Source organism: Vibrio sp. B183 (assembly GCF_000740665.1).
In the GTDB taxonomy this organism is placed as follows: domain Bacteria; phylum Pseudomonadota; class Gammaproteobacteria; order Enterobacterales; family Vibrionaceae; genus Vibrio; species Vibrio coralliilyticus.
In genome coordinates this window covers 224,210-250,848 of sequence record NZ_JPQB01000004.1, presented here as the reverse complement: position 1 = coordinate 250,848, position 26,639 = coordinate 224,210, and the positions used below count along the sequence as shown (strand labels likewise).

Sequence of the window (26,639 nt, the reverse complement as noted above, 5' to 3'; positions counted from 1 at the left end):
AAGAAAATAGCTAAGAATAAGGCTCACTTTGACCACTGCCATGGGGCTCAGGCTGAATATTTTCATCTGGGCTAGTCTCAAGGTGAGCCGCTTTACACATCAAACAAAGTCATTCAAAAATTTCGAATGTCTCCCTCGAAGAGAGTGGATTTTTTCTCGCCTCCGTTAAACCTAAACTCAGTTGCAACAGACACAAAGGCTCGATTGAATCCAGCCTGACTAGACAGAGAAACATGATTATGACGAATACACTTGTTCTTAAATCCAGCATTCTGGGCCCTCACTCTCAATCGAACCAGCTGATCGATCACGCTCTTGAAGACAAATCGGGCATTATTGAGCGCGACCTAGCCGCGACACCTGTACCTGTGCTTGATATGAATGTCGCAACCGCTCTGCGCAGTGACGGCAATGACCTATCAGATGATCTTAAAGCGGTATTGGAGCTATCTAACCAACTGATTGATGAGCTCAAAGCTGCAGATACCGTTGTCATTGGTGCACCTATGTACAACTTCATGGTACCGACTCAGCTTAAAAACTGGTTTGACCTAATTGCTCGTGCTGGCGTGACCTTCTCTTACACTGAGACAGGCCCGGTTGGTTTAATCGAAAACAAGAAAGTGATCGTCGTGACTACACGTGGTGGCTTGCACAAAGACTCGCCACGTAACTCAATCGAAAGCTACCTGACGACAATGCTAGGTTTCATTGGCATTACCGATGTTGAGTTTGTCTACGCAGAAGCCCTGAACATGGGTGAAGATGCCGCAGCCGTAGCGCGTGAAGATGCACTAAAGCAATTGGCTAAATTGGTTTAACCCGATTTAGTAAAGCCCTCGGCACACCGAGGGCTTTTTGTTTATTCATCTAATGGCAAATCCGCCATTTGTTGTAATGAGTACGCGGTAATTGGGTCAATGTCTTTCACCAACTCCTCCACCTGTTCAATCGCTTCAACCGAAGAGCTCGCCTTGCGGTAACTTAAGTAGATGGGTCGGTGCCAGTCCTCAACACCCACCACTTTAAACAGCTGCCCACTGGCAATAAATGGTTCCACTAGCGACGCAGGTAAGTAAGCACTTCCTCCCTTTTCAAGAATGAAATCCATTGCAATACGTGCAGTTGAAGTTCTCAAATAAGGAGCTGGAATTTTCGGATGTCGCTCAGCATGTTCAGACGCAAACTTGGTTCCCCAATCAACATAAGCATACTTATCCTCAAATACGCTCTCTAGCGTATGCTCTTCTGTTGAGACCAGAACCAAAACGATATCGGCGACTTTTTTACAGTGCAGTTCGTCCGCTTTAATCTGGTCAAACGCGAACGCCATATCCAGTGTTCTCTCCTGCAAGCTGCGATTCAGCGCTTCTCGCCCCATCACTTCAGCCATAAACCCGTAACCACCAAACGAATCCGTCACAATGCTCAGGCAGTTTTGTAAATAGGCATCCCAAACATTTGGCGTTCCACCCATCGTCAGTTGTAACGCTTTACCACTTTCCAAAGACAACTCTAACTTTGCTTGTTGAAGAGTAGCCACCATAACTTCGGCGTAACTTACCAAACGCTCACCAGATGACGTCAGCTTGATGTTGTTCCTGTCACGAATAAACAACTGGGTATCAAAATAGCTCTCCAGTTGCTTAATTCGCGCACTCACAGCCGCCTGAGTGATGTATAAGTTTTCCGCCGCACGCCCGAAGTGACGCACATTGGCCAGTTCTAAAAATGTTTTGAAGACTTTGACGTCCATCGACATACCTCAGTAAAGAGCATTAAAGGATAACAATAATGGATTGCACTTATTTTCCCGTTAAACAAACTGTTATCTAACCTTCATAAAAGTGTTTAATTAGGACGATAAAAAGGTTTTGTTTTTCTTTTGTTAAATTTACGCCTACTTTTCGTTTTAGTTCAACCAAGTAGGTTTATAGAGGCTACCAAAATGTCTGACACTCTATTTCGTCACGGCAAAAAACGTTTTTATGACAACACCAAATTCCCACGTGGCTTTGCCAAGTCCGGGGATTTTACGCTTGCAGAAGAGGAAATCCTAACGCTTTATGGGGATACGATGCAGGGTTTGGAAATGCGAATACTCGAGCCAGAAAATGCCGAGGAAAAGCACTTTATTAAGGTGATAGAAAACCCAGGTAAAGCGAAATCAAAACTGGAGCGAGTCTGGCTGAAGTACGTGCAGTTAGCGCGTGGCCGTAAGCGTTTTCACACTCTTAATGGTCGCAATAAGCCAGATACCATTGAAGATTACTCTGAAGATGTCAGCCTAGCCGAAGAAGATTAGCCATAACGACATAGCCCCGAACCAAGGGGCTTTTCATATCGCTAATGCATTACTTCGCGAGTGTCGCAACTTTCTTCAGGAAGGTGTCACGCAGATGCTCCTGATCGTACTCCAGATGATAGGTATTGTGAAAACCGATCTTCAGCTCAACGCCGTTGCCACGTAGATACACACTGTATCCGTCGTAGTCGGAGAAGGCTTCTACCCCTTCATACATCTTGCCGTATTCAGTCGGCGTTCCGTTCGCCATCACCGTCTCATACGCGTGAAGTATCTTGGTCGGGTCGAGTTCATTTTTCATCACTTACTCTCCGTGTTTATACCTCTTAAGTATGAGTAGCACGTCTCTTTTTCGCCATAACCAACTTTGAGCGAGGTCAAAAGTTAGGCAACTTTTCTTTCACTGTATGCCCCACAAAACATTCATCGCCCGCATGAACAGTTAGATGAATTATTTGTAATGTTCAGGTCAGAAGGGATTTAGGTGCGTCACGTAATCTTGTTTGGGTCAACACAACATCCCTTACAGATCGAGGATTACATTATGCTTAAATCATCCATTGCTTTCATTTGCCTTTCACTCACTATGATCACGCCAGCGATGGCAAGCGAGAGCCAAAGCGGCCCCACCATCAGCGCGGTCGAAGCACTGCAACAAATCAAACGTGAACACCCAGCCAAGTATGAGTACATCGCTTTGGCGGTCGATGACAACGGTAAAGATCAATACGTTGCTCAGGTCGAAGAATCCAATCCACCACAATTGGTCAAACTCGGCGGTCAAGGCGGTACAAGCCAAGTCGTCGACACCAGCTCAGCCAAATACAGCCTTTTGGACGTACTGACATTTGTTGAGAACAACTTTCGTGGACAGGTTGGCGAAGCATTTAAAGAATATCAGCCGGTCGGTGTCGTTTATCAAGTGATGCTGATGGACAAAGCTTACGCTGAGGAAGCAACGATGCTGCAAATCGACGGCAACACTCTCAAAGTCACCTCCATTTACCAAGAGTCCTTTGAAGACATGGAAATGTATGACGAGGATGTCGAAATGCACAACATGGCAGAACTATAATTTAAGATTATCTCATCATCAGCGTATATTAAGTCGATGATATCTAACGCCCTGGCAATCGTCAGGGCAAAGCAGTGGGTATATCCATAGATGAAACTATTACTCGTTGAAGACAATCAGGAGCAGGCTGACTTTTTGCGTCAGAGCTTTAGCCAAAGCGGTCATCAGATAGACGTTGTCGAGAATGGCAAACTGGGCCTGATCAGTGTCATGCAGTCTGACTACGACGTCATCATCACCGACCGTATGATGCCAGAAGTTGATGGCTTACAAATGGTGAAAGCGATTCGTTCCAGTGGTAAAGAGACACCTATCCTAATTCTCAGCGCCTTGGACAGTGTTGAAGAGCGCGTCAACGGGCTGCGCAACGGCTGCGACGATTATCTGGTCAAGCCGTTCGCCTTTTCAGAGCTACTGGCTAGGGTTGAACTACTTGCCTTAAGAGCAAATAGCAACTCTGATAAAACCGACAACCAAATTTTAGTGATTGATGATTTAGAACTAGATCTGTTGTCCCGTCAGGCCAAGCGCGGCGACACTGTGATTAGCTTTAACAATCGCGAGTTTCAGATCCTCCAGTACCTGATGAACAATGCAGGGCGAGTCATCACCCGAGCCATGTTGCTGGAAAAAGTCTGGAGCTTCAGTTTTGACCCGCAAACCAACGTCATAGATGTTCATATCAGTCGTCTAAGAAGGAAAATCGACCTTGATGGCCACACTCCTCTTCTCCACACCGTGCGCGGCGCGGGCTACATTCTTCAGGTAAAAAACGATGTTCCTGACTGATCCGTTTAAGAAACTTCTCTCACTTTATGGTGTTCTGGTGATGGCCGGAATTCTGATCATTCTGTTTGCCAAAAAAGAGCTCAGCAACTGGATATTGGACGTGGGTGCCTACACCTTACTGGAATCAGAAGCCAGAATGGTCGAAGACCTATGGTATGACGACGGGCAGTCTATCGTGCTCAAAGAGCTGGTTCGGCAAGAGAGCAACCCCCTGTTTTATTATCAGCTTGGTCCCAAAGTCAGTAATGAGCAACTCAGCAGCACACTCGGTGAAGAATTGATTCGAGAAGGTTGGGATGTTGCCAAAGGTGAAGCCTCTCTGCTCGATGATCTCGGTATGCTGCCAGATGATGAAGACGCCGACGCGCTCTCATTATCGGATGTCCATTTTAGTATCACCTTCAGTGGCTTAGATGATGCTGAAGCCGAAAGGAAAATGATCGAACTACTGCAAAGCGACCCTAAAATTGAGCAGCCTGAACTCGCTCACTCAATCAACAACGACACGACAATCATGCTACTGCTGCCTAACCAGTCACAGTGGCAAGTCATGTATATCTCGCTAAATTTGGACTACTTCGACTCCTTTACCAACACGATCAATTTGCTATTGATGAGCATAGGGGCCGTCCTGGTTGTGGGTTATCTGATCACCATGCTGATGCTGCGTAACATCAAAGCGCGCCTTACCGACATCAATACCACCAGCCATAAAATTCAGCAGACCAACAGTCTCAGTCAGCGGATTGAAATCAATCAGCTCAGTGGGCCATTGGCAGAAACCAGCCAACAGATTAACTTGATGCTGGATAGCATTGAAGAGCAGGTCAACACCAGTCGCGAGCAAGCCAATAACATTGCCCATGATTTACGCACTCCGATTACAGCGGTGTACAACAAAGTTCAAAGGTTAGCGGCTGAAAACCCTCAGTTGGTTGATTTGGAAGTCACACTAGGAAAGCTGGTCCACACCTTTAATACGCTGCTGCGAATAAACCGTCTTGAACGAGGTAGTGAAACACTAGACCTTCAGACCAATCATCTCAGTACCGTCATCAACAGTGTTCACGAACTGTATGAACCGGTTATGGAAGAAAAACAACTCAACCTGACTCTAAATCTGGTGCCCGATTTACAAGTCATGGCAAACGATGAGCTGCTGTTTCAGGTGTTGTGTAACCTGATCGATAACGCAGCAAAATTCTCCCCAATAGGAGGAGCGATTGAAATCAACACTTATGCCGACAATGATCACACCATACTGACCATTGCTGATCAGGGCGGCGGCGTCGAAGCGCAGAGCTTAGCTAAACTAGGTCAAAAGTTCTTCAGGCAGGAAGCTAGCCGCTCAACAGAGGGCAATGGATTAGGGCTAAGTTTCGTCACCAGTGCCATAGAAAAGATGTCCGGTGAAGTTAAGTTCAGTAACGCGACTCTCAACCACCAGCGTGGGCTGAGGGTGGAGGTTAGGTTGAAGAGGGCAAAGCAAGTAAGAAAGTAATTAAGGACACTCACCTTAGCGCTACTTAGCATAAACAGTCTCACTACCAATCACCTAGTGCCCATACTCTAGGTGGCTGGTACTCCTATTCACTTATGCTGAAACATAGATAAGTCGAAAACAGGTGGCTCTTGATTGAGCATTGCTAGGCTAGGGCCTTCGCCTTTAATTAACCACAAAGGTAAGAATGGAGACTCAATATCCACGACTTGCCATTTCTGTTGGTAAATAACACGTAAAAATGCCAATAGATGAACATGCATTAGCGCGTAATTATCATTTAATTCCACAGTTTCAGGTCCAGTAACCTCCCCAGGTTGAGGCGCTATCTGACTAAAATAATCGTAATTGGCTTGCATCGCGGCTTGAGCGATTTCCTCTAACGATTCCTGCTGAACACCCCATTGATAACCTACCAACTGAAAAAATGGTATTTTCATAAACCAAGCATAAGTTTCAGCCAATTCCGTATCAATTGATGTAATGACACCAGGCTGAGCTAAAGCATTACAGCGGTTAAAAACGTCACTTTTTACTTCAATATCCTGCTCTCGGCCAAAAAACGCTTTGAACAGGTCAACAAAATGAACTGTTGTCTTAACGGGCGAAATACTGCCGACATTAAGAAAGTTCTCTGTAGGGTAAGCCAATAAATCCACCAGTGCTGGTTTATCATCGACGAGTTCAGCAAGACAGACAGCATTTAACCATAGAGCATCACGTGTATGGTGTGACTTTTCTTCGCTGGTAGCTCGGCGAGTCTGACCAAACAGTTCAAAAGTGACTTCCTTACCTGGCAGGCGCTCCATATTAAAGTGGGCACGGTAGGCATTAACCGCCTCTTTCAGTAGCCATTTGACTTGGTTGTGTGCGCAACCAAAAATTTCACATTGAACCGCATACCCAACCAGATCATCAGCTACGCTATACATAATAAATGGATAGCGTTCATTGCCTAATAAATTAAACGTCTCTATACGGCGATGTACTTGAACTATCAGGTCCTGAGGGCGACCTTCCAGCGCGCCAGACTCTTTTAATCGCTCCGGAAAATAATGTTGAGAAAAATCGTACATAGACATGCTTTTAGTCCTAAGTTTGCGCGCTAACACGTTTGGCTATTCCAAAACCAAATAAGCGATTTATTTTACAAAACTCTGCATGCTACTTTTTACTAAACAATCTTCAATACGTTCCCGTCAGAGCTAAGATATTAATCACACGAATCAGAGCAACCGCTAAATTTGCAAAGTAAATGGTATAAATCATTGTCTCTTATTATCAAGAGGCGATGATTTTTTAAGGGAAAAGCCTAACCGAGATACGCTCAAGACTTTAAGATAGGCACGTCGTTGACTTACGCCCAGAATGTCATGGCGATAAAGGTAAGAGCGACAATACACGCGATATTGAGGATCAGGCCTACGCGCATCATTTCACTTTGCTGAACATGCCCGGAGCCAAACACAATGGCATTAGGCGGGGTGGCAACGGGCAACATAAAGGCACAAGATGCCGCCACGGCGATCAATACAGACAACACCACTGGCGATAATCCAAATGCTTCCGCTACGCTGGCAAATACAGGGATAAGCAGCGCCGCACTGGCGGTGTTACTGGCAAACTCGGTCAGGAAGACTACAAATACAGCGATCACCGCAACGATGAAGAAGATGCCTAGGTGCGAAATTAACTCACTCAAACCATTAGCTAAGAAAACGCTGGTACCGGTTGCCTTAAGCACATTGCTAAGACAAATACCACCACCAAACAACAGTAATACGCCCCAGTCAGCCGTCTTCTCGATGTCTTTCCAATGCACCACGCGAGCAAAGTTAACCGCAACAATCGCACCCAAAGCGACAACCGTATCGAACTTAGCATACCCGCCAATCAACGCATTGATTGGCTTACTGAAAATCCACAGGCAAACCGTTAAAGCAAAAATACCCAAGGTGACAATTTTGCCTTTGTCCCAGTTTACTGGTTCATTGTTAAGTTCAAACTGACCTTTCAGGTCTGGCTTAAGCACCATAAACAACACAGCCACAGCGATAGGCAGCAAGATGATGGCAGTCGGCAGGCCAAAACTCATCCAGTCTGTAAAGCTCAGCCCCACTTCTGCTGCTGCAATGGCGTTTGGTGGGCTGCCAACGATGGTCGCAATTCCGCCGATACTGGCGCTGTAAGCGATCCCGAGCAGGACAAACACATAAGTTTTGTGGCCACTTTCGGAATTCACTTTGCTCAAGACACCCAGCACTAACGGCAACATCATCGCAGTGGTCGCGGTATTACTGATCCACATTGACAGCGCAGCAGTCACGCCGAACAGCATAAACACCGCGACACTCATCTTTCCTTTAGCGATGAGCAACACTTTATCGGCTATGACTTTATCTAGCCCCTGACGGTGCATCGCTGCAGCCAATGCAAAGCCACCAAGAAACAGAAAGATGATGGAATTGGCAAAATTATTTAGGGCCGTTTGAGTATCAAACACACCAAACAAAACGGCCATAACAGGCACCAAAATAGCGGTAACGGTTACGTGCAGTGCTTCAGTGAGCCAGAGAATGGCGATAAATGTTAACATGCTCAGACCAAGAACGACCTGAGGTTCGAAGGGCAGTGTAAAGTAGAGGGTCGCGAATAAGGCGACATTGGCAAGAACAATCAGGCTGTTGCGGTTTAACAGCCACTCCCGAGTGTTTGTGGGCAATGGAACACTATCATTTCTATTCATTATTATATTTCCTCATGAGGGCCAGATGGCAATGCAAATGGTCCCACATAAGCTCATGAGGAAATATTTTTCATTTCGAAATTGTTAACCATATCAAAAACGAGGTTAACCCTGTTAAAACAATGAAATAACTGGAGTTTTATTTATAACCAATTTGTCTATTACGCAATCAACTCATCAAAACTTTGCATGACTTGAGGGCATTTCATTACCCGCCCATGGCCTTGTCCCTGAGTCGCGACCAAGGTGACATTTTCCATGTCCTGTGCCGCTTTCTGCGATACAGAGAACTTAGTAAATTTATCCCCTTCGTCATGCACTATGATGGTTTTCGACTGGCGTAATTTCAGTTTGTTGTATGGGTCAATCGACTGAATCGGGTAGCGGTATTGCTCCTCCACTTCAGAGACGACCGCACTAAACAAACGCATTGAGTAGCCTGAGCGAGCGACGCTGCCAAACAGGTTATCAAGGTAATCCAATACCGGAGCGATAAGCAGTAATGGCTTGTCGACCAGTTTCTGATGGTGGCACTCAATCGCTGAAGCAGTTCCCATACTGTGGCCCACTAAACCTGCCACTTCATCAACGCTATCAAGAATTGCCTCCAAACCATGCACAAACGCCGGAATATGTCCGTATAAACCGCCACTTTCACCATGTCCGGGATGATCGTACGCCAGTGCGGTATAGCCCTGTGAAGCAATATGCTCCATCAATGGGAAGAACTGGCTCGCTGTACCAGACCAACCATGAGTGAGCACCCAAACCGGGCCTTGACCGAGTTGATAGGTCTTAAGTGGCCCTTCTTGAGATTGAACTTCGCCCATGACTAAGCCTTCCGGTTGAGCATTCTTTGGTTTCGTTCTCGCTGGCGTCAGCAGCAATTTGCGAGCGGTCTGCTTTGCGTGACTCGGTGCCAGCGTGTGATGCAAGCGTGTCGTCAGGTTAACTAAGCTCTTCTTAACACTGAACTTGTTCGAGGTATTAAAATAAATCTTCTCACTCATGGTCGTTATCCTTTTCGGGTTCGCCTCACTAAAAAGCGAACGACCGTGCTATTTTTAGTTGATTTATTGGCCGAGCCCAGTTCATGTTCAGACTAGTGGCTCAGCCAGCTAATGATTACTTCCAGCTTGTTATCATGCGTTCAACGCCTTGCCAGAAATGTTGGTAACTCTCGTGCTCTCCGTGAATCGAATAGAACAAGTGAGCACTCAAATACAAGCCATACAACTCAAAGGTAGCCTGTTTCGGGTCAAGATCTTGGCGAAACTCACCATTTTCTACCCCTTTTGCGACCTGAATTCTCAAGTACTCGACCCAAGTCGCGATGGTTTTTTTCAACGCTTGTTGCGTTGGGTTCGCTTCTGGATTGGTCTCTTTCCATGCATCCAAAAACATGCAACTGCCCTGAAATGAATGATTCCAACCAAGCCAATTATCCAGCAGAGTACGAATCTTCTGCTCCTGACGAAGGGCGCTGCTTTGCTCTCTCGCTGGTGCAATCACCCGTTGGGTAAAAATCAGGTTTGCATACTCCAAAACCGCGATCTGTAAGTTATCTTTGGAGTTAAAATGAGCAAACAAACCACTTTTCGACATACCGCATTGCTTGGCCAACTCACCGATCGTAAGGCTTTCCAGCCCGTTCTCGCTCGCCAATTCAAATGCCTTACTCAGGATATTGTCTCGGGTTACTTTACCTTTGCTCATCATACTCTCACTTATTCACTCTTTTTATTTTTAGCACGTTCGTACTTTTTTGCAATCTATAAATGTCTCGATAGTTACGAATCCAGCCGATAAGTGTAACAATTGTAAGGCCTCGACCCGACTCGCAGAATTGGCTCAATATCCAAGGAAACGCCCGAGTAGTTTGACCTGACACCGCTTATCGGCATCCCAAAACTGTTAGCGTAAGCGCAAATTATTCCTTATCCATATTGCGATGAAAAAAGATAAAATTCACAGTATTGAGCTGGGTCGCGTTATTGCTATTTTTGCGATTCTCGCGATGCACTGTCAGATGTTCCTCACCTATTGGCAATATCAAGGCACGCCTTGGTTTGGCTACATTTTTAACCAGACGACGCGCTTCGCTGTGCCACTGTTTTTCCTCATAGCCGGTTACCTGATTCAACCTAAGCTCAGTGCCGCACCAATAGAAACGCTCAAGCGCTACATAACACCATTATTTAGAATTTTTGTAGTCTGGAGTCTGATATGCCTGCTGATGCCATTCAACTTCGGTGTTTTATTCGAGCATGGCTACCTAGCTGAAAGACAAGGCTATTGGCACTTTCTGGCACAAAACCCGATAAACTCGCTGATGGAAGGAGGCTTGGTACACTTGTGGTTCTTGCCTGCCTTAATGCTGGCGGCTACCCTGTGTGCGTTCTTCATTCATAAAGACATGCTTGGCTGGATGCTTCCTGTCGCCGCTTTGCTCTACTTATATGGCACGCTTGCAGGCAGCTACCAACTGGTCACTGAGATGTGGGCGCCCTTTTTTACTCGTAACGGCCCGTTTTTCAGTACATTGCTGTTTACCGCTGGCTTACTCATTCGCCAGCAAAACGTTTCTGTCACTGCCAGACAAGCCTTGTTCATAGCGTTTTCGGGTATGGCGATTCATTTCGGTGAAGCTTACTGGCTATCAAGTTTAGGCCATACGTTTAACGAGAACGATTACCTGTTCGGCACTCTACTCTGGAGCCTCGGCTGCTTTCTCTGGCTACTCGCCAAGCCAGAACTAGGCAAAGGTTGGGCGATAACATCGCTGTCAAAATATGTGCTGGCGATTTACGTATCACATCTTCCAATGATTATTTTGATGATGAATATCACCGGGATGGCAGGCATGACTGGGGCAAGCAAAGATGCGGCAGTGTTGATCGGGACTGTTTTCTTAACCTTAACTTTCGTCACCACAATGAGCAAAACACCTCTCAGGCGCTGGCTATTCCGCTAGCCATGCACTGAGTTGGCCTTGTTTTTTCAATCTACAAATGCCTCAATTAAAAAAGAAAAGCTTCAGAATCATCGATTCTGAAGCTCCGTTTTAGGTTAACTCTTTTTCTGGATTCCACGTTAAGCACATCAATTGAAGTGAGTCTTTAAACTGTTGAGTATGCTTACGACGGAGCTTTAGGACATGTCGCTATGTATTACCACCGCAGTAAATACCAATACCTGTTGGGATACAGATTGGGGAGCTCGGTGCACTACTAACTGCACATCCAGACAGAAACAAAACATAAAATGTAAGAATCACTCTCGCCAAGGCAAACCTCATTCTATTTAGATACGTTTTGTAATTAGTTAATGCAGATTCAATAAAGTTCCATGATACTAAGCTACTTAGATGCATCCATGGAAAAATATAAAAAGTCTCTTATTTAGGTCACACCTAGTTGAAGATCGGCTTAATCAGGGTTTTCTGGCCAAATCTCGCGCCAGAATCAAAGCCAGGCCAAAGACTTGCAAAAACAAACCGATGTTTTTGTACCAAGCGATTTTCTCATTCAAAGCCGCCATGACTTCGGTAATGGTAAGATTCTTCAGATAATAATCATCAATCTGATTACGATAGCCCTGCTGAGCCTGATTAATCTGCATCATTAATGGACTCAGATTTTCACGACTGATCAGCGGAACACTTCCACCTAACCAAGCGCTGAGTTGGCCTTGAAGCGCGGTTTGTAACGCATCATCGATCTTATCGACTCCGACCTGACTCAAGTGCAGCAAAATAGCTTCGCGTTTACGCTCCAAGGTTTCGACACTGCTCCAGGCGAGCTGAATCGAATAGATGTTTTCGTCTTTCTGCTCTGCCAAAGTCGCGATCTGAGCACTCAACCTATCCAACACCACACTCGACATGACAATCGCAAGAATATTGAGAACTAGGCCAACCAGTACCAGAGACCAAGCGGGCGGAACTTTGAAAGGCATTACCATAATTTTCCAAAAGGCAGATAAACGAGGTTAAGGGCAATAAGCACCGCCATAACCAGAAAGGTCAACTTCATACCAGTAATTCGACCTTTGAGCTTCTCAGCTAATACCGACTTAGCGTGCATGAGTCGGCCAATAACAAATACAACCCCAGCCAGATGGATCATCCAAGGGCTGGCACCGTTAAATTCAACCATCGCCATTAAGAACAAAGTGATTGGGATATAGTCCATCGCATTGCCCTGAGCACTGCGAGCAACCTGAAGGGCATTCACTCCACCATCTGCATAGGCAACTTTAGCACTGCGACGCTGTTTGATTACCTGTATCGACAGCCATATCATCAATGCGGCTAATATCGACGCGTAAAGCGCTGTAATCATAAGTATTTCTCCTTGTTACTCTGATTATTGTAGAGAATAATTTCAGAAGTTATGGAGAAAATCTTTGACGTACAACGACTCCTCAAAAGAAACTCCAAGAAATAAGATACTCTTTCATAGCTTCCGTCAGTGAGTCCGCTTCCAAAGCATGCAAAAACTCTAACTATGTTTCTCTTCAGTGAGTTGACGCTCTTTAACTCTCCCAATTGCATATATATCGTATAGAAAACGATAAAAATCATTACGTCAGTGTACTTGGGAAATGTATGAACCAGCTATTAGAACATCAAAAACCACATCTATCCTCTTGGTGCCGACTTTTCGGCCTTAGTGGTATAGGTATATTTGTCTTTTTTGCACCCATCACCATAGGTGGCTTACAGAGCATTCCGATCGACCACATCGTGAAGATTGCGCAAAGCCAACTAGGAGCCAATACCTCATGGTATGCGTTGTTGATGATAACTCTAGGTGCCTTGTACCCACTATTTAACTCGGGCTGGAGAAACAATCGCACCGAGCAAATTTTTCTAATATTAAAGTGGATTGGAGTGATCGCTGGATTTTTAGCAGTCACAAAAATTGGGCCTACACAATTTCAATCTCCAGACATGCTTCCCTTTTTATTTGAGAAGTTAGTTATTCCTGTCAGTCTCATCGTCCCAATTGGGTCTATATTTCTCGCTTTTCTGGTCAATTACGGAATGATGGAATCGATAGGCGCACTAATGCAAAAAGTCATGCAACCAATTTGGAGAACCCCTGGTCGCTCTGCAATTGATGCACTTGCCTCATTTGTTGGTAGCTACTCAATTGGACTGCTTATAACCAATCGAATGTACGTTTCTGGACATTATTCACTTCGCGAAGCAGCCATTATTGCTACAGGTTTTTCTACTGTTTCAGCAACTTTCATGCTTATTATCGCAAAAGCCTTAAGTTTGATGGATATGTGGGCTACTTACTTTGCGGTTACTCTAATCATCACATTCCTAGTCACAGCCATAACAGCCAGGCTCCCTCCCCTATCAACGCTAAATAACGAAAAAAGCACCGAGATTCCAACTAATCGAACCCAAGTAACACTTAGTTCTGCTTTAGAGGTTGGTTTGAAAGCAGCCGATGAAGCACCCAGCATTCGCGTAAGCATTATGACCAACCTTAAAGATGGCCTAATGATGACGCTTAACATTCTGCCTTCAATTATGTCAGTAGGTTTTATTGGATTACTTGGAGCAAAATATACACCGATCTTTGACTGGATAGGTTTCACTCTTTATCCGTTTATTTGGGTATGGGGTATCGACAATAGTCAGGAGCTCGCCAGCGCAATTGCAGCGGGGCTGGCAGAAATGTTTTTGCCTGCGTTGATAATGCAAGACACAGACCTAGTTTCTCGGTTTGTTACGGGAGTCGTGAGTGTTTCTTCTATCCTTTTTATGTCCGCATCTATCCCATGTATCCTATCGACAAAACTCCCTCTAAAAATTAGTCACCTGATTGTAACTTGGTTCTTAAGAACCGCTTTGAGCCTCACAATGGCTATCCCAACAGCATTGATCTTGTTTGGATAATGCGTTGGGCAGACTTAGCATGAAAAGTGCCCCGGTTAATGATCCGGGGCATAGCGACAAACCAATTAACAGCAATCCGTGCCGCAACCTGAGCTGGCAGTGCAATCTTCACCTTTACCTAGGAAAGTCTGATCAGACAGGTAAAAGCCGGTAAATGCTTCTTCAAAATCTTCTGCAACGGTTTTTTCTACCAAGCCAGACTCCAGAATCTTGTTCTGCCATGCTTGAACTTTTGGTAAACCTTCTAACATGTCAAAGCAGGTACGTAACTTGATAATGTGCGCTCGGTGCAACAGCGGCAGCCAAGCCATATCCACATTACTCATCTGATCGCCTTTAAAGAATGGCCCAGCTAACTGCTTCTCCGCCTTGGCAAACGCTTTTGCCAGCTTCTCGACACGTTCCGTCAAGGTCGCTTCATCCGCGCTGCGCATTGTACTGCACTGAACCAAATAGTGTTTTGACGCTAGATAGCTCCATGCACGATCCAATGCACGCTGCTCGTTTGTTACCCCTTGCTCAAGCGGGCCGAATTCATCTTCGATGTATTCAATAATCGCATCCGATTCAAACAGCGCCGTACCGTTTTCCGCTACCATGACCGGAACCTGACCATTAGGTGAGATATCAAGGAACCATTGCGGCTTGTTTTTCAGATCAATGTACTCAATCTCGTACGGGATCTTTTTCGCTTCCAGCGCAGCAGTCACACGTTGAACAAACGGACAAATTTTGAAGCTAACTACTTTAATCATCTTGTACACTCTCTTGTATCTTAAGAATCGATGCTTTTGCATCACTTACACCCTTAAGACGAGGCTAAGAAAAGGAAGACGATAAAAAGGCGAAATTATTTTAGAAAATCCAGCCAATAGGTTTAGCAACGACCACAACTCTCTGATTTTTCTTCACAATCGATCACGTTGCCGTGCTTGTCTAAAGAAAGAGAACAGCAGCCTTCGAACAATTTACGCAGCTCTGTACGGCCTTTCTGTACGCGAGATTTCAGCGTGGAGTAGCTCACACCGGCCTTCTCAGCCAGCTCTTTCTGACTTGCACCTTGCAGTTCCACCGCATCCAATAGTTCCGATTGATCGGCAGGTAACGCCTGAATGAAAGGCTTGATGCATTTCATCATGTCCTGCTCGATGGACTTTTCTTGCTCTTCAAACCACAAATCATTGGCTTCCAATTCACCGTCACGCTGCTGGCGGGCTCGCTTGCGGTAAAAATCAATGATGGTTCGGTTGGCGAGCTGAAACAGCCAGGATTTGACACTCTCAGCGTCTTTGACTGTATTCAGGTTCTGATAGGTTTTGATCAGTATCTCCTGCTGAAGATCATCGACATCATCGGGGTTACTGACTTTGGAATGAAGAAAGGATTTGACCGCTTGCTGATACTGAGTCCAGACATCTTCAAGCTTTAAGGTGGGGTTAGCAACGTTCATCAGCACAACACTCATCTTGTAAGAAACCAATCACTCCTTCTAGGCACTCGTACTCTGCAACACAATAAAGTGTGCGGCCTTCACGACGCTGACTGATTAAATTTGCCGATGCCAAACTCGAGATATGGTGAGACAACGTCGAACCGGGAATATTCAGCTGTTCCTGAATCGCACCAACGGCGATCCCCTGAAACCCGGCTTTGACAACACTTTTATAGATGGAAAGACGCGTTGGGTGGCCTAGCTCTTTCAACGCTTTTGCGACAACTTCAAGTTCCATCAGTCACTCCTACATAAAACATTATTTCTAAAATAATCGAAATATATGCATTTTGCAATGTACTCAACAGAACATCCTAATATGGGGATGCTATTTTTCAACAGTGACTCATTAAGAGTAGCCACCTAATCCTCGATTCCTGTTTGTTCGAAAACAAATCCTGAAGTGAATTTTACATTTAGCCAACCCGTTTTTGATATAGTCACAAGATAACGTGCTAATTAAGGGATAAAACATGAGAGTATCATTGATTGTAACGGCCATTGCTCTGCTGATTGGCGGCTGTTCCAACACATGGCAAGGGGTTAAAGATGATTCATCAAAAGTGTGGGGCGACACAAAACAAGCCATTCACGAAGCCACAGCAGAAGAGTAAAACCACGTCCTTTCTCAAAGCCAGAGGCTCAGCGTATCTGGCTTTTCCTTATCTCCCCCAATACTTGGACTACAAACCGATAACCCCATTGTTAGGCTTAGAAACCTCCAATTTAACTATCTGGTTTGACCATATTTTAGCCAGTTCATTCTCCTCCCCTCTGTCTATATGATGAGTTTGCTCGGCTCATATATTGAACTAACGCTTTGCGATATTTATCCAAACAAGTGCTTTGAGGAGAAATGAACGTGTCAAACTTTCTGTTTGTAGGTGACTTGCGATTGCAATTTCACTTTTGCGAATACCCCCACCGTATCAAGCTGGCGGAAGGTGATTTCTATATGGATTTCAATTGCCTTCAACGCAAAACTACTAATATCCCCATCACTTTCCGCTTAAGTAAGTGCTACGAGCTTTCAGCTAAAGATGATGAAGGTTACCTACACAATATGATTAAAGAATGGCGACGCAATACATTAGCCCTCTACCGAGGCTTCCCCGGTTGTCACTTTTGCTGGCCAGACTTACTCATGGGGGAACTAAAATCAGAAGGCACTAACGACTACCCAGAGTTCACTATGAGTGACACTGGTAAAGGCACGACTTGCTGGCTACCTGCCGCTGAGAAAAATATTGCCCAAGGTGTCTCTATTCAATGTTGTGATCAGTTCACACTAGGTCTTTCCATGCAGGAGGATGTCGCTATTCCAATTGGCTTCACGGTCAGAATTCCAGTCGGGAAATCTCAAGGTCAGCGTATATGCTGGCTAAACAGTGGCGAAATATTAGTGCGTGGCCCGCTGATGAGCGGTCAGTACAACATGGACTCCATCACTTGGATGAAAAATGGTGGCCCTTCATTCACTAGTTGGCCTGCTCAGTTTCCAAATCTATTCTTACCGCCGCAAAGACCTTTTCAACCTGCACACAAGCCGCAGATTGAAGACTGGTGGAAAACATGTAAAAGATGGATGGACGAGGTGCCCAGAAGCTTGAAAATATAAGGGGGCGACCAGCGCCGGAGACAGGCTTCCGGCGTGACGCCATTTATTCAATGTCGATGAATAGTATTTATGTATCTATTTAGGAATAAACAACGCCAATAAAGTATGGAAATGATCGTATCTGCCGCATTCTTGTGAACTCGTCACCAGAATAAGAAGAAACATAGGCTATCCATAAAATGTCACGCTGGTTAGCTATGCACCCCAAGTGGAATATTCCAAAAGAAATAACCAATATTGCCAGTAGGAATAATTATTTCTGGATATTTTCTCTTTAAGTGAATAAAAATCCTAATTTTCTAAACTCTACCTGCCAAATTGTATTTTGATTTTTATCACAATTACCCACTGATTATTCACCTACTATCTCGTCACTCTCATCCAACACATAAACCCTACCAAAGATACAAAGATATCTACGGACAACAGAGAAGGATAAACATCGACATGAGTGGCGGTATCATTAAAGTCTCCAGAAACACCGAACGTGCGCCGATCTGCGAGCTATCTTCGCAAACTGTGGCGTTTTCTCACTACAACAATATTTCGGCCCAATTGCCTGTCAGCCCAGAAACAGGAGAGATAATTGTTGGAGATATCAAGCAACAGGCGAAACAATGCCTAGAGAACATCAAAGCGATTGTTGAAAGCATCGATCACACGCTTGAGGACGTCGTAAAGATTAACGTTTTCCTTAAAAATATAAATGACTTAGACGCGGTTGATGAGGTTTATGCTAACTACTTCCAGCAACATCTACCTACACGCACAGCGCTCGCGGTTGAAGCCTTGCCGCTAAGTGATGCGTTAGTTCAAATGGATGCCCTGATCTCAAATGGTGAAGGTACGGCACCACAAGCTCCTTGCGACTTGATTAAATTGTCCAGAAATACTGACAAAGCCCCAACGAGTACGATATCGACACAAACAGTGGCCTTTTCTCACTACAACAATTTGTCGGCGCAACTGCCGATAGACCCAGCCACTGGCAGCCTTATTCAAGGCGGAGTGAAAGAGCAGGCTAAGCAATGCTTAACGAACATTAAAACCGTGATGGAAAGCATTGATGTCCCATACGATGATATCGCTAACGTACGAGTCTACCTGAGTGATTTGGCAGATCTCGACGCCGTCAATGAAGTTTATACAACCTTCTTCCCCGACTCAGCCATTGCCCGCAGCGTCGCTTATGTGCCAGCTCGAACTATCATTTCGGCAAAAGCATTACCAATGAATGCCTTGGTTCAGATGGATGTTGTCGTTTCGCATGGTGACGGCACACCACCACAAGAAGTCGAAGACAGACACGGCATTGTCATTCGGGCCCACAATACTGACGGCGCTCCTTTCAATGCATTACACACTCACACCGTTGCGTTTTCTCACTATAATCACATCGCGGCTCAGTTACCCCTGAACCCCATGACTAATCAACTGGTAACTGGTGGCGTGAAAGAACAGGCACAGCAATGCTTGAACAACATTAAAGCCATTATTGAAAGCATTGATCATGTGATGGATGACATTGTAAAAGTGAATATTCAATTGCGTAATATTGAAGACCTGCACATCGTAGACGAAATCTACGCAGCGTATTTTGAAGGAGATCTACCAGCAAGAACCGTCGTTGGAGTCTCTGATATTGCCATGAATGCACTGATGCAAATCGACGTCGTTGTTTCTAACGGCGAAGGGACACCTCCTAGAGGGTAACCGATAAGAACGATGCGTTTGAGAAGCCGACTAAACTAGTCGGCTTCTTATTTTAATGCGAAGACGGTACTTAGCGTCCATACTGAAATTGGTTCAAAAACGCACCATAAAGGCGCATTTTTATCTATATCGTCACATTTTTAGTCCACATATACTGATTGAACAATCTGATATGTCAGACCTAGAGGAATGTGATTATGAATATCTTAAAAGTCGTTGAAGTCAATCGTAAATCATCTGATGTGTGGAAAATTGTTGCAGATCAGTTCGAACATGCGCACACGTGGATGGGGTTTGTTGTCGACTCCTATGCGCTGAAAGAAGGCAATGTCTTAGATGGCGCACCTGTTGCGGGTCGTGTCTGCGAGTTCACAGACAAGCCAAATGGGCTCAAAGCAAAAGAAAACATCTTGTACTTTTCAGAGCAGGATATGCGCTTTCAGTTTGATGTCGTGCCATTCAACGCTCCAAAAGTATTTCCGGTAAAGAAAAACATTGTCACGCTCTCTGTTAAAGAAGTGTCCGCAGAAAAATGTTTGGTTACCTGGGAGTCTAATATTGAACTGTCCACATTTGGCTACCTAGCTTACCCATTTCTAAAATTAGGGCTATCAAAGAACTTTGGGCAAGTGTTAGATGACCTTCGACACCACATGGAAAACCAGAACCCAAGCTATAAATCCGTACATGCGATATAAGGCTTAGTTCGTTTATCTAAGACTCAACTGTTCAGCTAATTCAGCCAACAAAAAAGCAGCGCTATACACGCTGCTTTTTCACCTACCCCACAGAATCTATCCCGCTCGACAGCCATTTGGCACTTCAGATTCTGGCATGGCTAGACACGGCGTTATCTTATCCTCGTAGCCAATATCAAACAGCATGCCTTGCGAGATTTCACCGGCCATTTTTCTTTCAGGAAGATTAACAACAAACAGAGCTTGTTTACCTTCAATCTCACGTGGATTTGCTCGCTCCTGTTTGATCCCCGCCAAAATTGAGCGAGTATGATCACCAAAGTCGACTGTCAGTTTCATCAGCTTATCTGATTTTTCAACTTCGCTAACTTCTGTAATTGTACCGACTCGAATATCCAGCTTGGAAAAGTCGTCATATGTAATCAAATCTTTGATTGGAGCTGGTTTCATATATTGGTTCCTTTGTATTCGTCTCAACATCACTACTAATACTCGAATTTGGCCTTCAACAAATTGATATTCATAACAAACGCCGCAAATCGTTATGTCCCTGATGCCTCTTTATAAGCTCAACGAGTGTACCACTATACCGTAAGCCGCAATCACCACGATACTTACCATGGTTTCTACCGAAATTCTTGCCGCACTCGTCCCTGTGCCCAGATAGGAGGTTTCCAGGACAATAATGTTAGCAGCAGGTGGAAGCAGACAGATTAAAAACAGCCACGGCAGTTGTTGATACACAATCTCTGAGTTTGATATTTGGCTGATGCCAAAAACGACAAGAACCACTGTACTCAATATCACAATTCTAAGTGCATAAGACTTGGTGTAAGCCAACACATCGCTTTTGTTTAAACTTGTTTCAGAAAGCCAGATACCAAGTATCATCATGCCTAAAAAGCTCATCAGGAACTTGGACACGAGATACATATGGTATCCGTATACTTCGATATCGCTCCCAACTGGAATCAACAAACAACCAATAAGTAAAGCAATCACCGGTGGCGAACTCAGAATCTTTAAAACCGAGAATGCCTCTTTTTTTAAATAGTTCGCGCCAATTGAGTTACCAACAATGGAGCTTCCAATATACGCAGCTAATACGAATCTAGCAGCTTCATCCCCAAGCAATGTGTGGGCAATTGGCAAGCCCAACCAACCTATATTCAGATAGCAAAAACATAAACTTCGAATTGCATCTTTTCCCATCCAGTGTCGGCAAGCGAATATCGCTAGCATTGACACCATCGTCAATGCGATAACCCATGCCATTTCCTCTAAATGAAGGGAGATGTTCCAGATGATAATTAAAGGTATCACTATCTTAGTGAGTACAAGAGATGAAAACGTTTTGACGTTTAGCTGCCTTTTGCCAATCAGGATTCCCACAAGCAAATAGATAAAAGGGAGTAGAGTTGCCATTATTAAACTACCACCTTATGCTCAGTTGTCCTTGCTTCAGCTCGCTTCGCCCACTGATGAGCCCATTTTTCTGAACATTGAGCGTTAAACCAAAAGGCATTAGTGGAGAACAAAACGCCCTTGTTTAGTGGCCCAATGTTATATAAGCCACTGACCTCATTACGACTGGAAGATACTTCAAAAGTTTTAGGGTTTATATAAATACCACCACATGGGTGCGGCTCGACATATCCTTCACTAATCAATTGATCTAACAAAGGACTGACTGAATTACGTATTACTGGACTACCGCCAGTACCATCCCACAACATTCGTGACTCCATGGTACCTCTTACAGTAGGAACCCGAAATACGCCATTCTCATAAGTTGGTTTAGATGTTGCCTTAAAGAACTCAAGCCTTTCCTCGTCAACAGCATTACCCAACTGACTAAATGAACTCATCGGAATAGGATGGCGCCACGCAGCCCACAGAGAGCCAAAACTGGAGACAAACTGATATTTCTCTTGTATTGGCATCGCCTTCCAAAACTTATGAAACCAATACCTTGTGGAGACTAATACATCTTGCCAAGGTAGGTCGGCATTAGCAGCACGGTCCTCCAAATACCTAAAGTATTCTGCTTGTTTTCCTGTGCGTAACAAACGGATCGCCGTCTTGAATTCGCTTTCATTTTGAAGTGAGCGATGTTCTTTCAAAAGCAATCTCATAAAAGCTTTTAGAGGAGATAAATGGCTTTCTCTAATTAAGGAGTTCCAAGTTAAGTATTTTGGTGCATATAGATGTTTTTCACTCAAACAGGTTGGCGCCAATCCATTTCTTGAAAAGATATTTGCTCTCGCATTCTTAGATTTATCTAGATGCCTGAATGCATCTACCGCTGTCAGACCAGAGCCCGCTATTAGAACTGGTTCATTAACTGTTTGATTATATTGGGTGTGATGATTAATAAACCCTGGTAGCTCTTCTAGATCGGAGAAATTGGAAGAATTGAGAGATCCCAAGCATAAAACTACTTCACGAGCTTTAATCAATTCTCCATCTTGAAGAGCTAACTCAAACGCACCTTCAACATACTGTAACGAAAGCACATCTCGTTGAACCTCGTGCAGGTTGAGTAGGCCAGTAGCATGGATATCGCTGTAAACATACTCCAGATATTTAGCGAACGTGATTCTAGTCGGCCACCTTGAATCCATTGAATTTTGCTCACGCAACCAATGCCAAAACCCGTTGGGCTCTACAACTGACGGCGACATTAACTCTGGTGGTGTGTTTACTATATGTATTGGCGATGCATCCCCAAAGGCTTTGCCTTTAGCAAAACTTTTTTGATTATTGAATATGGCGATGTTTGGTTTTAGGTGACGTTTCGTAAAAACTTCATTCTGTATTTCATTTAATAAACCAACACCACTAGCACCAAAACCAATGATTGCGATATCAAAAACTTCCATTTATACCTCAAATAGAACTATCAGCTAGTCGAATGAATTGAGGATTTTATAAAATTAACATCAATATGCAACAGGTTTGTATAAAATTAGTTTTATTTTTGAAAACATAACTTTGGATATGTGTAACAAACCGAAAGAGTAAACTTCCATAACAAAAAGCAGCTCAAAAGAGCTGCAAGCCAAATCTAATATTTCAATTTCGGATCAACGGTCAGAACAATTTTTCCAACCGCTTTGTACTGCTCAGAACGTTTATGGGCAAGCTGGATGTCCTCAAGTGGATAAACCGTATCTATCGGGATGGTTAACTGGTTCTCATTGAACAAGCTGAGTACATTACTAAGATCATCAGCATTGTTTTCGACCCACATTCTTGTGAACGAAATACCATAAATGCCAACTTCACCTTCAGAGAGTTCATCAAAGGTGGAGACAATTCGGCCACCTGATTTAACACAGGAAACCGTGCGATGAAGCAGATAAGCACCTGCTTTTGCGACAAAAGCCAAATCGAACCTCATCGTCGAGTGCCAATCTATCAGGCTTTCATCGTGCACTTCGTCCGCCCCCAATGTTTTTATGTAGTCCAGTTTCGCTTGAGAGGCTGTAGCAACGACATAAGCCCCAGCAGCCTTGGCTATTTGCACCGCAAGTGACCCAACACCACCGGACGCATTGTGGATAAGAACGGTTTGCCCCTGCTTGATGAGACCATGCGTATGTAATCCTTGCCACGCAGTGACAGAGGCCAGTGGCAAAGCAGCCGCATCAATAAAACTCATTCGCTCTGGTTTTGCTACGACGACCTCTGCGTTCACCGCGATATATTCAGCGTTGGTGCCCTGCTCTGAAATAGGAGTGAAAGAAAGAACTTTGTCGCCTAGTTTAAACCCACTCACGTCATCACCAATTTGCTCAATAACACCGGAGCAATCCCAGCCCAATACCAGTGGTAACGAATGGGTACCACTGTCGGCCATCATTCCATTGCGAATATGGAAATCGACTGGGTTCACACCTGATGCCACGATTTTTATCAATACCTGATTGGCTGATGGTTCTGGCTTATCCAACTGACCAACATTGAGTTGAGTGACATCTCCATATTGTTTGATGAATGCTGCTTTCATAACTTTTTTCCTTATCTGTGATGAGAACAGCTTCAGTATTCAACTAATAACCTATTCCTTCCAATTAATAGTTGATATAAACGTTATTCCACACAGGAATGAATTATATGGCTAAAACTGATTTAAATCTGATAGTTATCTTTGATGCAATCATGCGTGAGCAGTCAATCACCATTGCAGCAGAGCAGTTAGCAATGACCCAACCTTCCGTATCGAAAGCCGTATCTCGAATGCGCTACGCGTGTTTATCAAACATGGGAGAGGAGTCACGCCCACTCCTTACGCAAGGCAGCTCTGGCAAGAAGTCGCGGAGCCTCTCAATAAGATCAGCCATACCGTTTCTCCACCTAAGTTCGATCCGATGACTTCTTCAACTCAGCTTAGGGTGGCATTAACTGATGGCATCAGCAGTCTTTTCTGGCCACGATTGCGAGCGATCATCGAGGACAGAGCCCGAGCTATAGATTTATATGCCGTCCCTTTTCAAGGGAATGGACAAAAATTACTGCTGGAAGCTGAGGTGGATCTTGTCTTGGATTACTACCCTACGACTCACGAGCAAATTTCCGTTCAACACCTTTACGATAACCACTTTACGTGTGTCATGAGGCCAGATCATCCACTCGCAGACCGTGCGCTTTCGCTGGAAGATTTTTGTGGGGCAGACCATTTGTTGGTCTCACTTTCTGGTGATCCAAGTGGCGCTGTGGATTCCACACTGGCTCTCAAAGGACTCCAGCGACGCGTCGCCATGACCGTCAATAGTTTTTCAGGTGCCATGGACTTATTGGAAGAGTCCAATCTGATCAGTGTTCTGCCTTTCACCGTCGCCAGCAAAGCGATAGAAAAAGGGAGACTGATTCAAAAGCCAATGCCAATTTCCGTCCCATCTCCCACCATTTCCGTCGCTTGGCACCGAAGAAATCAGCATAACCGAGCTCTGAAATGGCTAATTAACGAAGTCGAGGCGATCGTTTCAGCAGAGACCCATGTGTTTGCCAGCAGAGTAACTGGTTAGCGAAAAAAACATTCACATTAACTAATTGATATTATTAGATATATCATTTATTTCGACTTTTATCGAAATATTCTTCTTGATCATTTATTTTTTATTTCTATAATTCGAGAAAAGTAGAAATGAATTTGAAAGTGTTCAGATTCATAAAACTCGAATTTGGAGTCACCTTATGAACAATGAATTTATGTCCATGGCCAGTGAAGCGCTCGATATGTTTGCCTTTCTCGCGACTGAACTGATCATCCTGTTTCTTGCCATCAGCTATATCGTTGGCGTGTTGCAAGAGTTCCTTACACCAGAAAAGATCCAGTCGATCCTGAGTTCGCGTAATGGCAAAGGCTATGTCGTAGCAGCACTACTGGGCGCCATCACGCCTTTCTGTTCTTGCTCAACCATTCCTTTCCTTAAAGGTCTGCTTCGAGCGCGTGCAGGATTCGGCCCGATGATGGTCTTCCTGTTTGGTAGCCCATTGCTTAATCCAGTGATCATTGGCTTGTTTGTCGTGACGTTTGGTTGGAAAGTCGCCCTGTTCTACTTCATGATCGCTATGGTTGTATCTGTTGTCGCGGGCTATGCACTAGAGAAACTCGGTTTTGAACGTTACGTAAAACCGGAGGCGTATCAGGCGGCAGAAGCCAGCAGTTGTGGAACAAGCTGTGGTGAAAGCAAACCTGAACCGAAGAAAGAGAGCACGTGTGGGACATCCAGCTGTGGTGAACCAGCGCCAGCAATGGCAAAAGAATCCAGCTGCGGCGCTAATGCAGAACCATCAGTCGGTGTTGCAAGTTGCTCAGCAGACGGCAGTGCAACCGCGACTTTAGTTGAAGAGCGTAAGCCAAATCGCTGGGTGAAAATCTGGTACTCAACATGGAAAGACTTTAAGCAAGTATTCCCGTACCTAATGCTAGGTATTGCGATCGGCTCATTTATTTACGGATTTATTCCAACAGACTTGATTGCAGAGTATGCAGGCGCGGGTAAGTGGTATGCGATTCCAGTCGCCGCCATCATCGGTATCCCACTGTACATTCGTGCTGAAGCGGTGATTCCTCTAAGTGCTGCACTAGTCCAAAAAGGGATGGCGCTGGGCTCTGTGATGGCACTGATCATCGGCAGCGCGGGCGCAAGCTTAACAGAAGTGATTTTGCTTAAATCTATCTTTAAGAATCAGATGATAGCCGCATTCCTGACTGTCATCCTGAGCATGGCGATCGGCGCTGGCTTCCTATACAGCTACCTGTTTGCTTAATGTGACAAAGGGAAATCAAAAAGGGGACACGCCATGCGTATCCCCTTTTTTTATTATCGTTCGCCCAGCACTTCGAATTCATCGTAAGTTAAGCGAGCTTTACCATCTTCTTGCAGTGTCCACACTTCTTTATGTACGACACCAAATGCTTTGTTCATCGTCCACTTTGACGACAAGATATAGTTATTGTCATCAACTTTTTCCCATGTCGTATCTGTGTAAGATACATCGCTAAAGCCTTGGTCAATGATGTTTTGCCAAAACGCCTGAATTTGCTCGCGACCTTCAAACGTACCAAATGGCTTGGCAATCATGGTTGTGCCTTCGGCGTATTGCTCTGCACACCCTTTTGCATCCTGACGGTTAAATGCCGCTTTCCACGCTTCGATACCTGCCTGACATGCTTCTAATACTGACTGACTCATTGTGTTTCTCCTTCTTGTCTGATGGAGAGAAGTTTAGGCCTATGATTAACTAAGAAAAACAGATAAATTAGAAATCACTGT

Annotated in this window: 30 protein-coding genes; 14 read left to right on the top strand and 16 right to left on the bottom strand. The window is 44.6% G+C overall.

Annotated features, from left to right (window positions below):
• Positions 1-239 precede the first annotated feature (239 nt).
• Entirely contained in the window at positions 240-821 is a 582-nt protein-coding gene (locus IX95_RS04205) for an FMN-dependent NADH-azoreductase (protein WP_038157609.1), read from the top strand.
• Positions 822-862: 41 nt separating this feature from the next.
• Here the strand turns inward: IX95_RS04205 and IX95_RS04200 are convergent, their stop codons facing one another.
• Complete coding sequence (locus IX95_RS04200) at positions 863-1,756, bottom strand: LysR family transcriptional regulator (RefSeq protein ID WP_038157118.1); 894 nt, start codon at positions 1,754-1,756, stop codon at positions 863-865.
• Positions 1,757-1,948: 192 nt separating this feature from the next.
• Between IX95_RS04200 and IX95_RS04195 the strand changes: the two genes are divergently transcribed.
• Positions 1,949-2,305: a DUF413 domain-containing protein gene (locus tag IX95_RS04195; protein WP_019277321.1), complete on the top strand. Its 357-nt coding sequence runs from the start codon at positions 1,949-1,951 to the stop codon at positions 2,303-2,305.
• 49 nt (positions 2,306-2,354) lie between these two features.
• Here IX95_RS04195 and IX95_RS04190 read toward each other — a convergent pair whose 3' ends face one another.
• Positions 2,355-2,606 carry a DUF3081 domain-containing protein gene (locus IX95_RS04190; protein ID WP_019277322.1) on the bottom strand — a complete coding sequence of 84 codons (252 nt, stop codon included), beginning with the start codon at positions 2,604-2,606 and terminating at the stop codon, positions 2,355-2,357.
• Between the two features lie 243 nt (positions 2,607-2,849).
• Here IX95_RS04190 and IX95_RS04185 point away from each other — a divergent pair, with 243 nt between their 5' ends.
• From IX95_RS04185 to IX95_RS04175, 3 genes are all read left to right on the top strand, one after another.
• A complete protein-coding gene (locus IX95_RS04185; RefSeq protein WP_038157115.1) occupies positions 2,850-3,380 on the top strand; it encodes a hypothetical protein in 531 nt (176 codons plus the stop codon).
• A gap of 90 nt (positions 3,381-3,470) precedes the next feature.
• Complete coding sequence (locus tag IX95_RS04180; RefSeq protein WP_038157113.1) at positions 3,471-4,169, top strand: response regulator; 699 nt, start codon at positions 3,471-3,473, stop codon at positions 4,167-4,169.
• Positions 4,156-5,670 carry a sensor histidine kinase gene (locus tag IX95_RS04175; protein ID WP_038157110.1) on the top strand — a complete coding sequence of 505 codons (1,515 nt, stop codon included), beginning with the start codon at positions 4,156-4,158 and terminating at the stop codon, positions 5,668-5,670. The genes IX95_RS04180 and IX95_RS04175 overlap by 14 nt, the downstream gene beginning before the upstream one ends.
• 89 nt (positions 5,671-5,759) lie before the next feature.
• Here IX95_RS04175 and IX95_RS04170 read toward each other — a convergent pair whose 3' ends face one another.
• From IX95_RS04170 to IX95_RS04155, 4 genes are all read right to left on the bottom strand, one after another.
• Positions 5,760-6,752 (bottom strand): immunity 49 family protein, encoded by a 993-nt coding sequence (locus IX95_RS04170; RefSeq protein ID WP_235202577.1) that lies wholly within the window; start codon positions 6,750-6,752, stop codon positions 5,760-5,762.
• A 275-nt stretch (positions 6,753-7,027) separates the two neighbouring features.
• Positions 7,028-8,416: an SLC13 family permease gene (locus IX95_RS04165; protein WP_038157108.1), complete on the bottom strand. Its 1,389-nt coding sequence runs from the start codon at positions 8,414-8,416 to the stop codon at positions 7,028-7,030.
• A 161-nt stretch (positions 8,417-8,577) separates the two neighbouring features.
• Entirely contained in the window at positions 8,578-9,426 is an 849-nt protein-coding gene (locus tag IX95_RS04160; RefSeq protein ID WP_038157105.1) for an alpha/beta hydrolase, read from the bottom strand.
• Between the two features lie 115 nt (positions 9,427-9,541).
• Positions 9,542-10,132, bottom strand: coding sequence for a TetR/AcrR family transcriptional regulator (locus IX95_RS04155; protein ID WP_038157101.1), 591 nt, complete (start codon positions 10,130-10,132; stop codon positions 9,542-9,544).
• Positions 10,133-10,367: 235 nt separating this feature from the next.
• Between IX95_RS04155 and IX95_RS04150 the strand changes: the two genes are divergently transcribed.
• Entirely contained in the window at positions 10,368-11,390 is a 1,023-nt protein-coding gene (locus IX95_RS04150; protein ID WP_038157098.1) for an acyltransferase, read from the top strand.
• 458 nt (positions 11,391-11,848) lie between these two features.
• Here the strand turns inward: IX95_RS04150 and IX95_RS04145 are convergent, their stop codons facing one another.
• The gene (locus tag IX95_RS04145; RefSeq protein ID WP_038157095.1) at positions 11,849-12,373 is read right to left on the bottom strand and encodes a hypothetical protein; all 525 of its coding nucleotides are present in this window, start codon (positions 12,371-12,373) and stop codon (positions 11,849-11,851) included.
• Positions 12,373-12,759: an MAPEG family protein gene (locus IX95_RS04140; RefSeq protein ID WP_038157093.1), complete on the bottom strand. Its 387-nt coding sequence runs from the start codon at positions 12,757-12,759 to the stop codon at positions 12,373-12,375. The genes IX95_RS04145 and IX95_RS04140 overlap by 1 nt, the downstream gene beginning before the upstream one ends.
• A 266-nt stretch (positions 12,760-13,025) precedes the next feature.
• Here IX95_RS04140 and IX95_RS04135 point away from each other — a divergent pair, with 266 nt between their 5' ends.
• The gene (locus IX95_RS04135; protein ID WP_038157092.1) at positions 13,026-14,333 is read left to right on the top strand and encodes a YjiH family protein; all 1,308 of its coding nucleotides are present in this window, start codon (positions 13,026-13,028) and stop codon (positions 14,331-14,333) included.
• A gap of 65 nt (positions 14,334-14,398) precedes the next feature.
• On the opposite strand, the gene IX95_RS04130 is transcribed toward IX95_RS04135, so the two are convergent.
• The 3 genes from IX95_RS04130 to IX95_RS04120 all read right to left on the bottom strand — a co-directional run bounded on the left by IX95_RS04130 (position 14,399) and on the right by IX95_RS04120 (position 16,063).
• A complete protein-coding gene (locus tag IX95_RS04130; RefSeq protein WP_038157090.1) occupies positions 14,399-15,088 on the bottom strand; it encodes a glutathione S-transferase family protein in 690 nt (229 codons plus the stop codon).
• Between the two features lie 122 nt (positions 15,089-15,210).
• Positions 15,211-15,783 (bottom strand): RNA polymerase sigma factor SigZ, encoded by a 573-nt coding sequence (sigZ, locus tag IX95_RS04125; protein ID WP_038157089.1) that lies wholly within the window; start codon positions 15,781-15,783, stop codon positions 15,211-15,213.
• Complete coding sequence (locus IX95_RS04120; protein WP_019277332.1) at positions 15,770-16,063, bottom strand: ArsR/SmtB family transcription factor; 294 nt, start codon at positions 16,061-16,063, stop codon at positions 15,770-15,772. The genes sigZ and IX95_RS04120 overlap by 14 nt, the downstream gene beginning before the upstream one ends.
• Positions 16,064-16,298: 235 nt before the next feature.
• Between IX95_RS04120 and IX95_RS04115 the strand changes: the two genes are divergently transcribed.
• The 4 genes from IX95_RS04115 (at position 16,299) to IX95_RS04100 (ending at position 19,854) form a co-directional block, all read left to right on the top strand.
• On the top strand, positions 16,299-16,439 hold the full coding sequence (locus IX95_RS04115; RefSeq protein WP_006960052.1) for a hypothetical protein: 141 nt from the start codon (positions 16,299-16,301) through the stop codon (positions 16,437-16,439).
• A 248-nt stretch (positions 16,440-16,687) separates the two neighbouring features.
• Positions 16,688-17,443, top strand: a complete 756-nt coding sequence (locus IX95_RS04110; protein ID WP_141650583.1) for a hypothetical protein — start codon at positions 16,688-16,690, stop codon at positions 17,441-17,443.
• A 447-nt stretch (positions 17,444-17,890) separates the two neighbouring features.
• On the top strand, positions 17,891-19,156 hold the full coding sequence (locus tag IX95_RS04105) for a RidA family protein (RefSeq protein ID WP_038157085.1): 1,266 nt from the start codon (positions 17,891-17,893) through the stop codon (positions 19,154-19,156).
• Positions 19,157-19,353: 197 nt separating this feature from the next.
• The gene (locus IX95_RS04100) at positions 19,354-19,854 is read left to right on the top strand and encodes an SRPBCC family protein (RefSeq protein ID WP_038157084.1); all 501 of its coding nucleotides are present in this window, start codon (positions 19,354-19,356) and stop codon (positions 19,852-19,854) included.
• Positions 19,855-19,950: 96 nt separating this feature from the next.
• Here IX95_RS04100 and IX95_RS04095 read toward each other — a convergent pair whose 3' ends face one another.
• From IX95_RS04095 to IX95_RS04080, 4 genes are all read right to left on the bottom strand, one after another.
• Positions 19,951-20,304: a tRNA-binding protein gene (locus IX95_RS04095; RefSeq protein ID WP_019277337.1), complete on the bottom strand. Its 354-nt coding sequence runs from the start codon at positions 20,302-20,304 to the stop codon at positions 19,951-19,953.
• A 111-nt stretch (positions 20,305-20,415) separates the two neighbouring features.
• On the bottom strand, positions 20,416-21,279 hold the full coding sequence (locus IX95_RS04090; protein ID WP_038157082.1) for a permease: 864 nt from the start codon (positions 21,277-21,279) through the stop codon (positions 20,416-20,418).
• A gap of 2 nt (positions 21,280-21,281) precedes the next feature.
• Positions 21,282-22,736 (bottom strand): FAD/NAD(P)-binding protein, encoded by a 1,455-nt coding sequence (locus tag IX95_RS04085; protein WP_038157079.1) that lies wholly within the window; start codon positions 22,734-22,736, stop codon positions 21,282-21,284.
• Between the two features lie 185 nt (positions 22,737-22,921).
• On the bottom strand, positions 22,922-23,866 hold the full coding sequence (locus IX95_RS04080) for an NADP-dependent oxidoreductase (protein ID WP_038157076.1): 945 nt from the start codon (positions 23,864-23,866) through the stop codon (positions 22,922-22,924).
• A gap of 98 nt (positions 23,867-23,964) precedes the next feature.
• On the opposite strand from IX95_RS04080, the gene IX95_RS26995 reads away from it, so the two are divergent.
• The 3 genes from IX95_RS26995 to IX95_RS04070 all read left to right on the top strand — a co-directional run bounded on the left by IX95_RS26995 (position 23,965) and on the right by IX95_RS04070 (position 26,133).
• Positions 23,965-24,231, top strand: a complete 267-nt coding sequence (locus tag IX95_RS26995) for a LysR family transcriptional regulator (RefSeq protein WP_327196101.1) — start codon at positions 23,965-23,967, stop codon at positions 24,229-24,231.
• Positions 24,114-24,884, top strand: coding sequence for a LysR substrate-binding domain-containing protein (locus IX95_RS04075; protein WP_327196103.1), 771 nt, complete (start codon positions 24,114-24,116; stop codon positions 24,882-24,884). The genes IX95_RS26995 and IX95_RS04075 overlap by 118 nt, the downstream gene beginning before the upstream one ends.
• A gap of 169 nt (positions 24,885-25,053) precedes the next feature.
• The gene (locus IX95_RS04070) at positions 25,054-26,133 is read left to right on the top strand and encodes a permease (protein WP_038157074.1); all 1,080 of its coding nucleotides are present in this window, start codon (positions 25,054-25,056) and stop codon (positions 26,131-26,133) included.
• A 53-nt stretch (positions 26,134-26,186) separates the two neighbouring features.
• Here IX95_RS04070 and IX95_RS04065 read toward each other — a convergent pair whose 3' ends face one another.
• Complete coding sequence (locus tag IX95_RS04065) at positions 26,187-26,558, bottom strand: YybH family protein (RefSeq protein ID WP_006960034.1); 372 nt, start codon at positions 26,556-26,558, stop codon at positions 26,187-26,189.
• Positions 26,559-26,639: the final 81 nt, after the last annotated feature.

Coding starts and splice junctions, on each gene's coding strand:
- IX95_RS04090 (WP_038157082.1), bottom strand. CDS start 21,279: ATGGCAACTCTACTCCCTTTTATCTATTTGCTTGTGGGAATCCTGATT.
- IX95_RS04065 (WP_006960034.1), bottom strand. CDS start 26,558: ATGAGTCAGTCAGTATTAGAAGCATGTCAGGCAGGTATCGAAGCGTGG.
- IX95_RS04105 (WP_038157085.1), top strand. CDS start 17,891: ATGAGTGGCGGTATCATTAAAGTCTCCAGAAACACCGAACGTGCGCCG.
- IX95_RS04195 (WP_019277321.1), top strand. CDS start 1,949: ATGTCTGACACTCTATTTCGTCACGGCAAAAAACGTTTTTATGACAAC.
- IX95_RS04100 (WP_038157084.1), top strand. CDS start 19,354: ATGAATATCTTAAAAGTCGTTGAAGTCAATCGTAAATCATCTGATGTG.
- IX95_RS04130 (WP_038157090.1), bottom strand. CDS start 15,088: ATGATTAAAGTAGTTAGCTTCAAAATTTGTCCGTTTGTTCAACGTGTG.
- IX95_RS04185 (WP_038157115.1), top strand. CDS start 2,850: ATGCTTAAATCATCCATTGCTTTCATTTGCCTTTCACTCACTATGATC.
- IX95_RS04070 (WP_038157074.1), top strand. CDS start 25,054: ATGAACAATGAATTTATGTCCATGGCCAGTGAAGCGCTCGATATGTTT.
- IX95_RS04145 (WP_038157095.1), bottom strand. CDS start 12,373: ATGCCTTTCAAAGTTCCGCCCGCTTGGTCTCTGGTACTGGTTGGCCTA.
- IX95_RS04115 (WP_006960052.1), top strand. CDS start 16,299: ATGAGAGTATCATTGATTGTAACGGCCATTGCTCTGCTGATTGGCGGC.
- IX95_RS04140 (WP_038157093.1), bottom strand. CDS start 12,759: ATGATTACAGCGCTTTACGCGTCGATATTAGCCGCATTGATGATATGG.
- IX95_RS04175 (WP_038157110.1), top strand. CDS start 4,156: ATGTTCCTGACTGATCCGTTTAAGAAACTTCTCTCACTTTATGGTGTT.
- IX95_RS04080 (WP_038157076.1), bottom strand. CDS start 23,866: ATGAAAGCAGCATTCATCAAACAATATGGAGATGTCACTCAACTCAAT.
- IX95_RS04120 (WP_019277332.1), bottom strand. CDS start 16,063: ATGGAACTTGAAGTTGTCGCAAAAGCGTTGAAAGAGCTAGGCCACCCA.
- IX95_RS04190 (WP_019277322.1), bottom strand. CDS start 2,606: ATGAAAAATGAACTCGACCCGACCAAGATACTTCACGCGTATGAGACG.
- IX95_RS04085 (WP_038157079.1), bottom strand. CDS start 22,736: ATGGAAGTTTTTGATATCGCAATCATTGGTTTTGGTGCTAGTGGTGTT.
- IX95_RS04155 (WP_038157101.1), bottom strand. CDS start 10,132: ATGAGCAAAGGTAAAGTAACCCGAGACAATATCCTGAGTAAGGCATTT.
- IX95_RS04200 (WP_038157118.1), bottom strand. CDS start 1,756: ATGGACGTCAAAGTCTTCAAAACATTTTTAGAACTGGCCAATGTGCGT.
- IX95_RS26995 (WP_327196101.1), top strand. CDS start 23,965: ATGAATTATATGGCTAAAACTGATTTAAATCTGATAGTTATCTTTGAT.
- IX95_RS04180 (WP_038157113.1), top strand. CDS start 3,471: ATGAAACTATTACTCGTTGAAGACAATCAGGAGCAGGCTGACTTTTTG.
- IX95_RS04165 (WP_038157108.1), bottom strand. CDS start 8,416: ATGAATAGAAATGATAGTGTTCCATTGCCCACAAACACTCGGGAGTGG.
- IX95_RS04095 (WP_019277337.1), bottom strand. CDS start 20,304: ATGAAACCAGCTCCAATCAAAGATTTGATTACATATGACGACTTTTCC.
- IX95_RS04205 (WP_038157609.1), top strand. CDS start 240: ATGACGAATACACTTGTTCTTAAATCCAGCATTCTGGGCCCTCACTCT.
- IX95_RS04160 (WP_038157105.1), bottom strand. CDS start 9,426: ATGAGTGAGAAGATTTATTTTAATACCTCGAACAAGTTCAGTGTTAAG.
- IX95_RS04135 (WP_038157092.1), top strand. CDS start 13,026: ATGAACCAGCTATTAGAACATCAAAAACCACATCTATCCTCTTGGTGC.
- IX95_RS04170 (WP_235202577.1), bottom strand. CDS start 6,752: ATGTCTATGTACGATTTTTCTCAACATTATTTTCCGGAGCGATTAAAA.
- IX95_RS04150 (WP_038157098.1), top strand. CDS start 10,368: ATGAAAAAAGATAAAATTCACAGTATTGAGCTGGGTCGCGTTATTGCT.
- sigZ (WP_038157089.1), bottom strand. CDS start 15,783: ATGAACGTTGCTAACCCCACCTTAAAGCTTGAAGATGTCTGGACTCAG.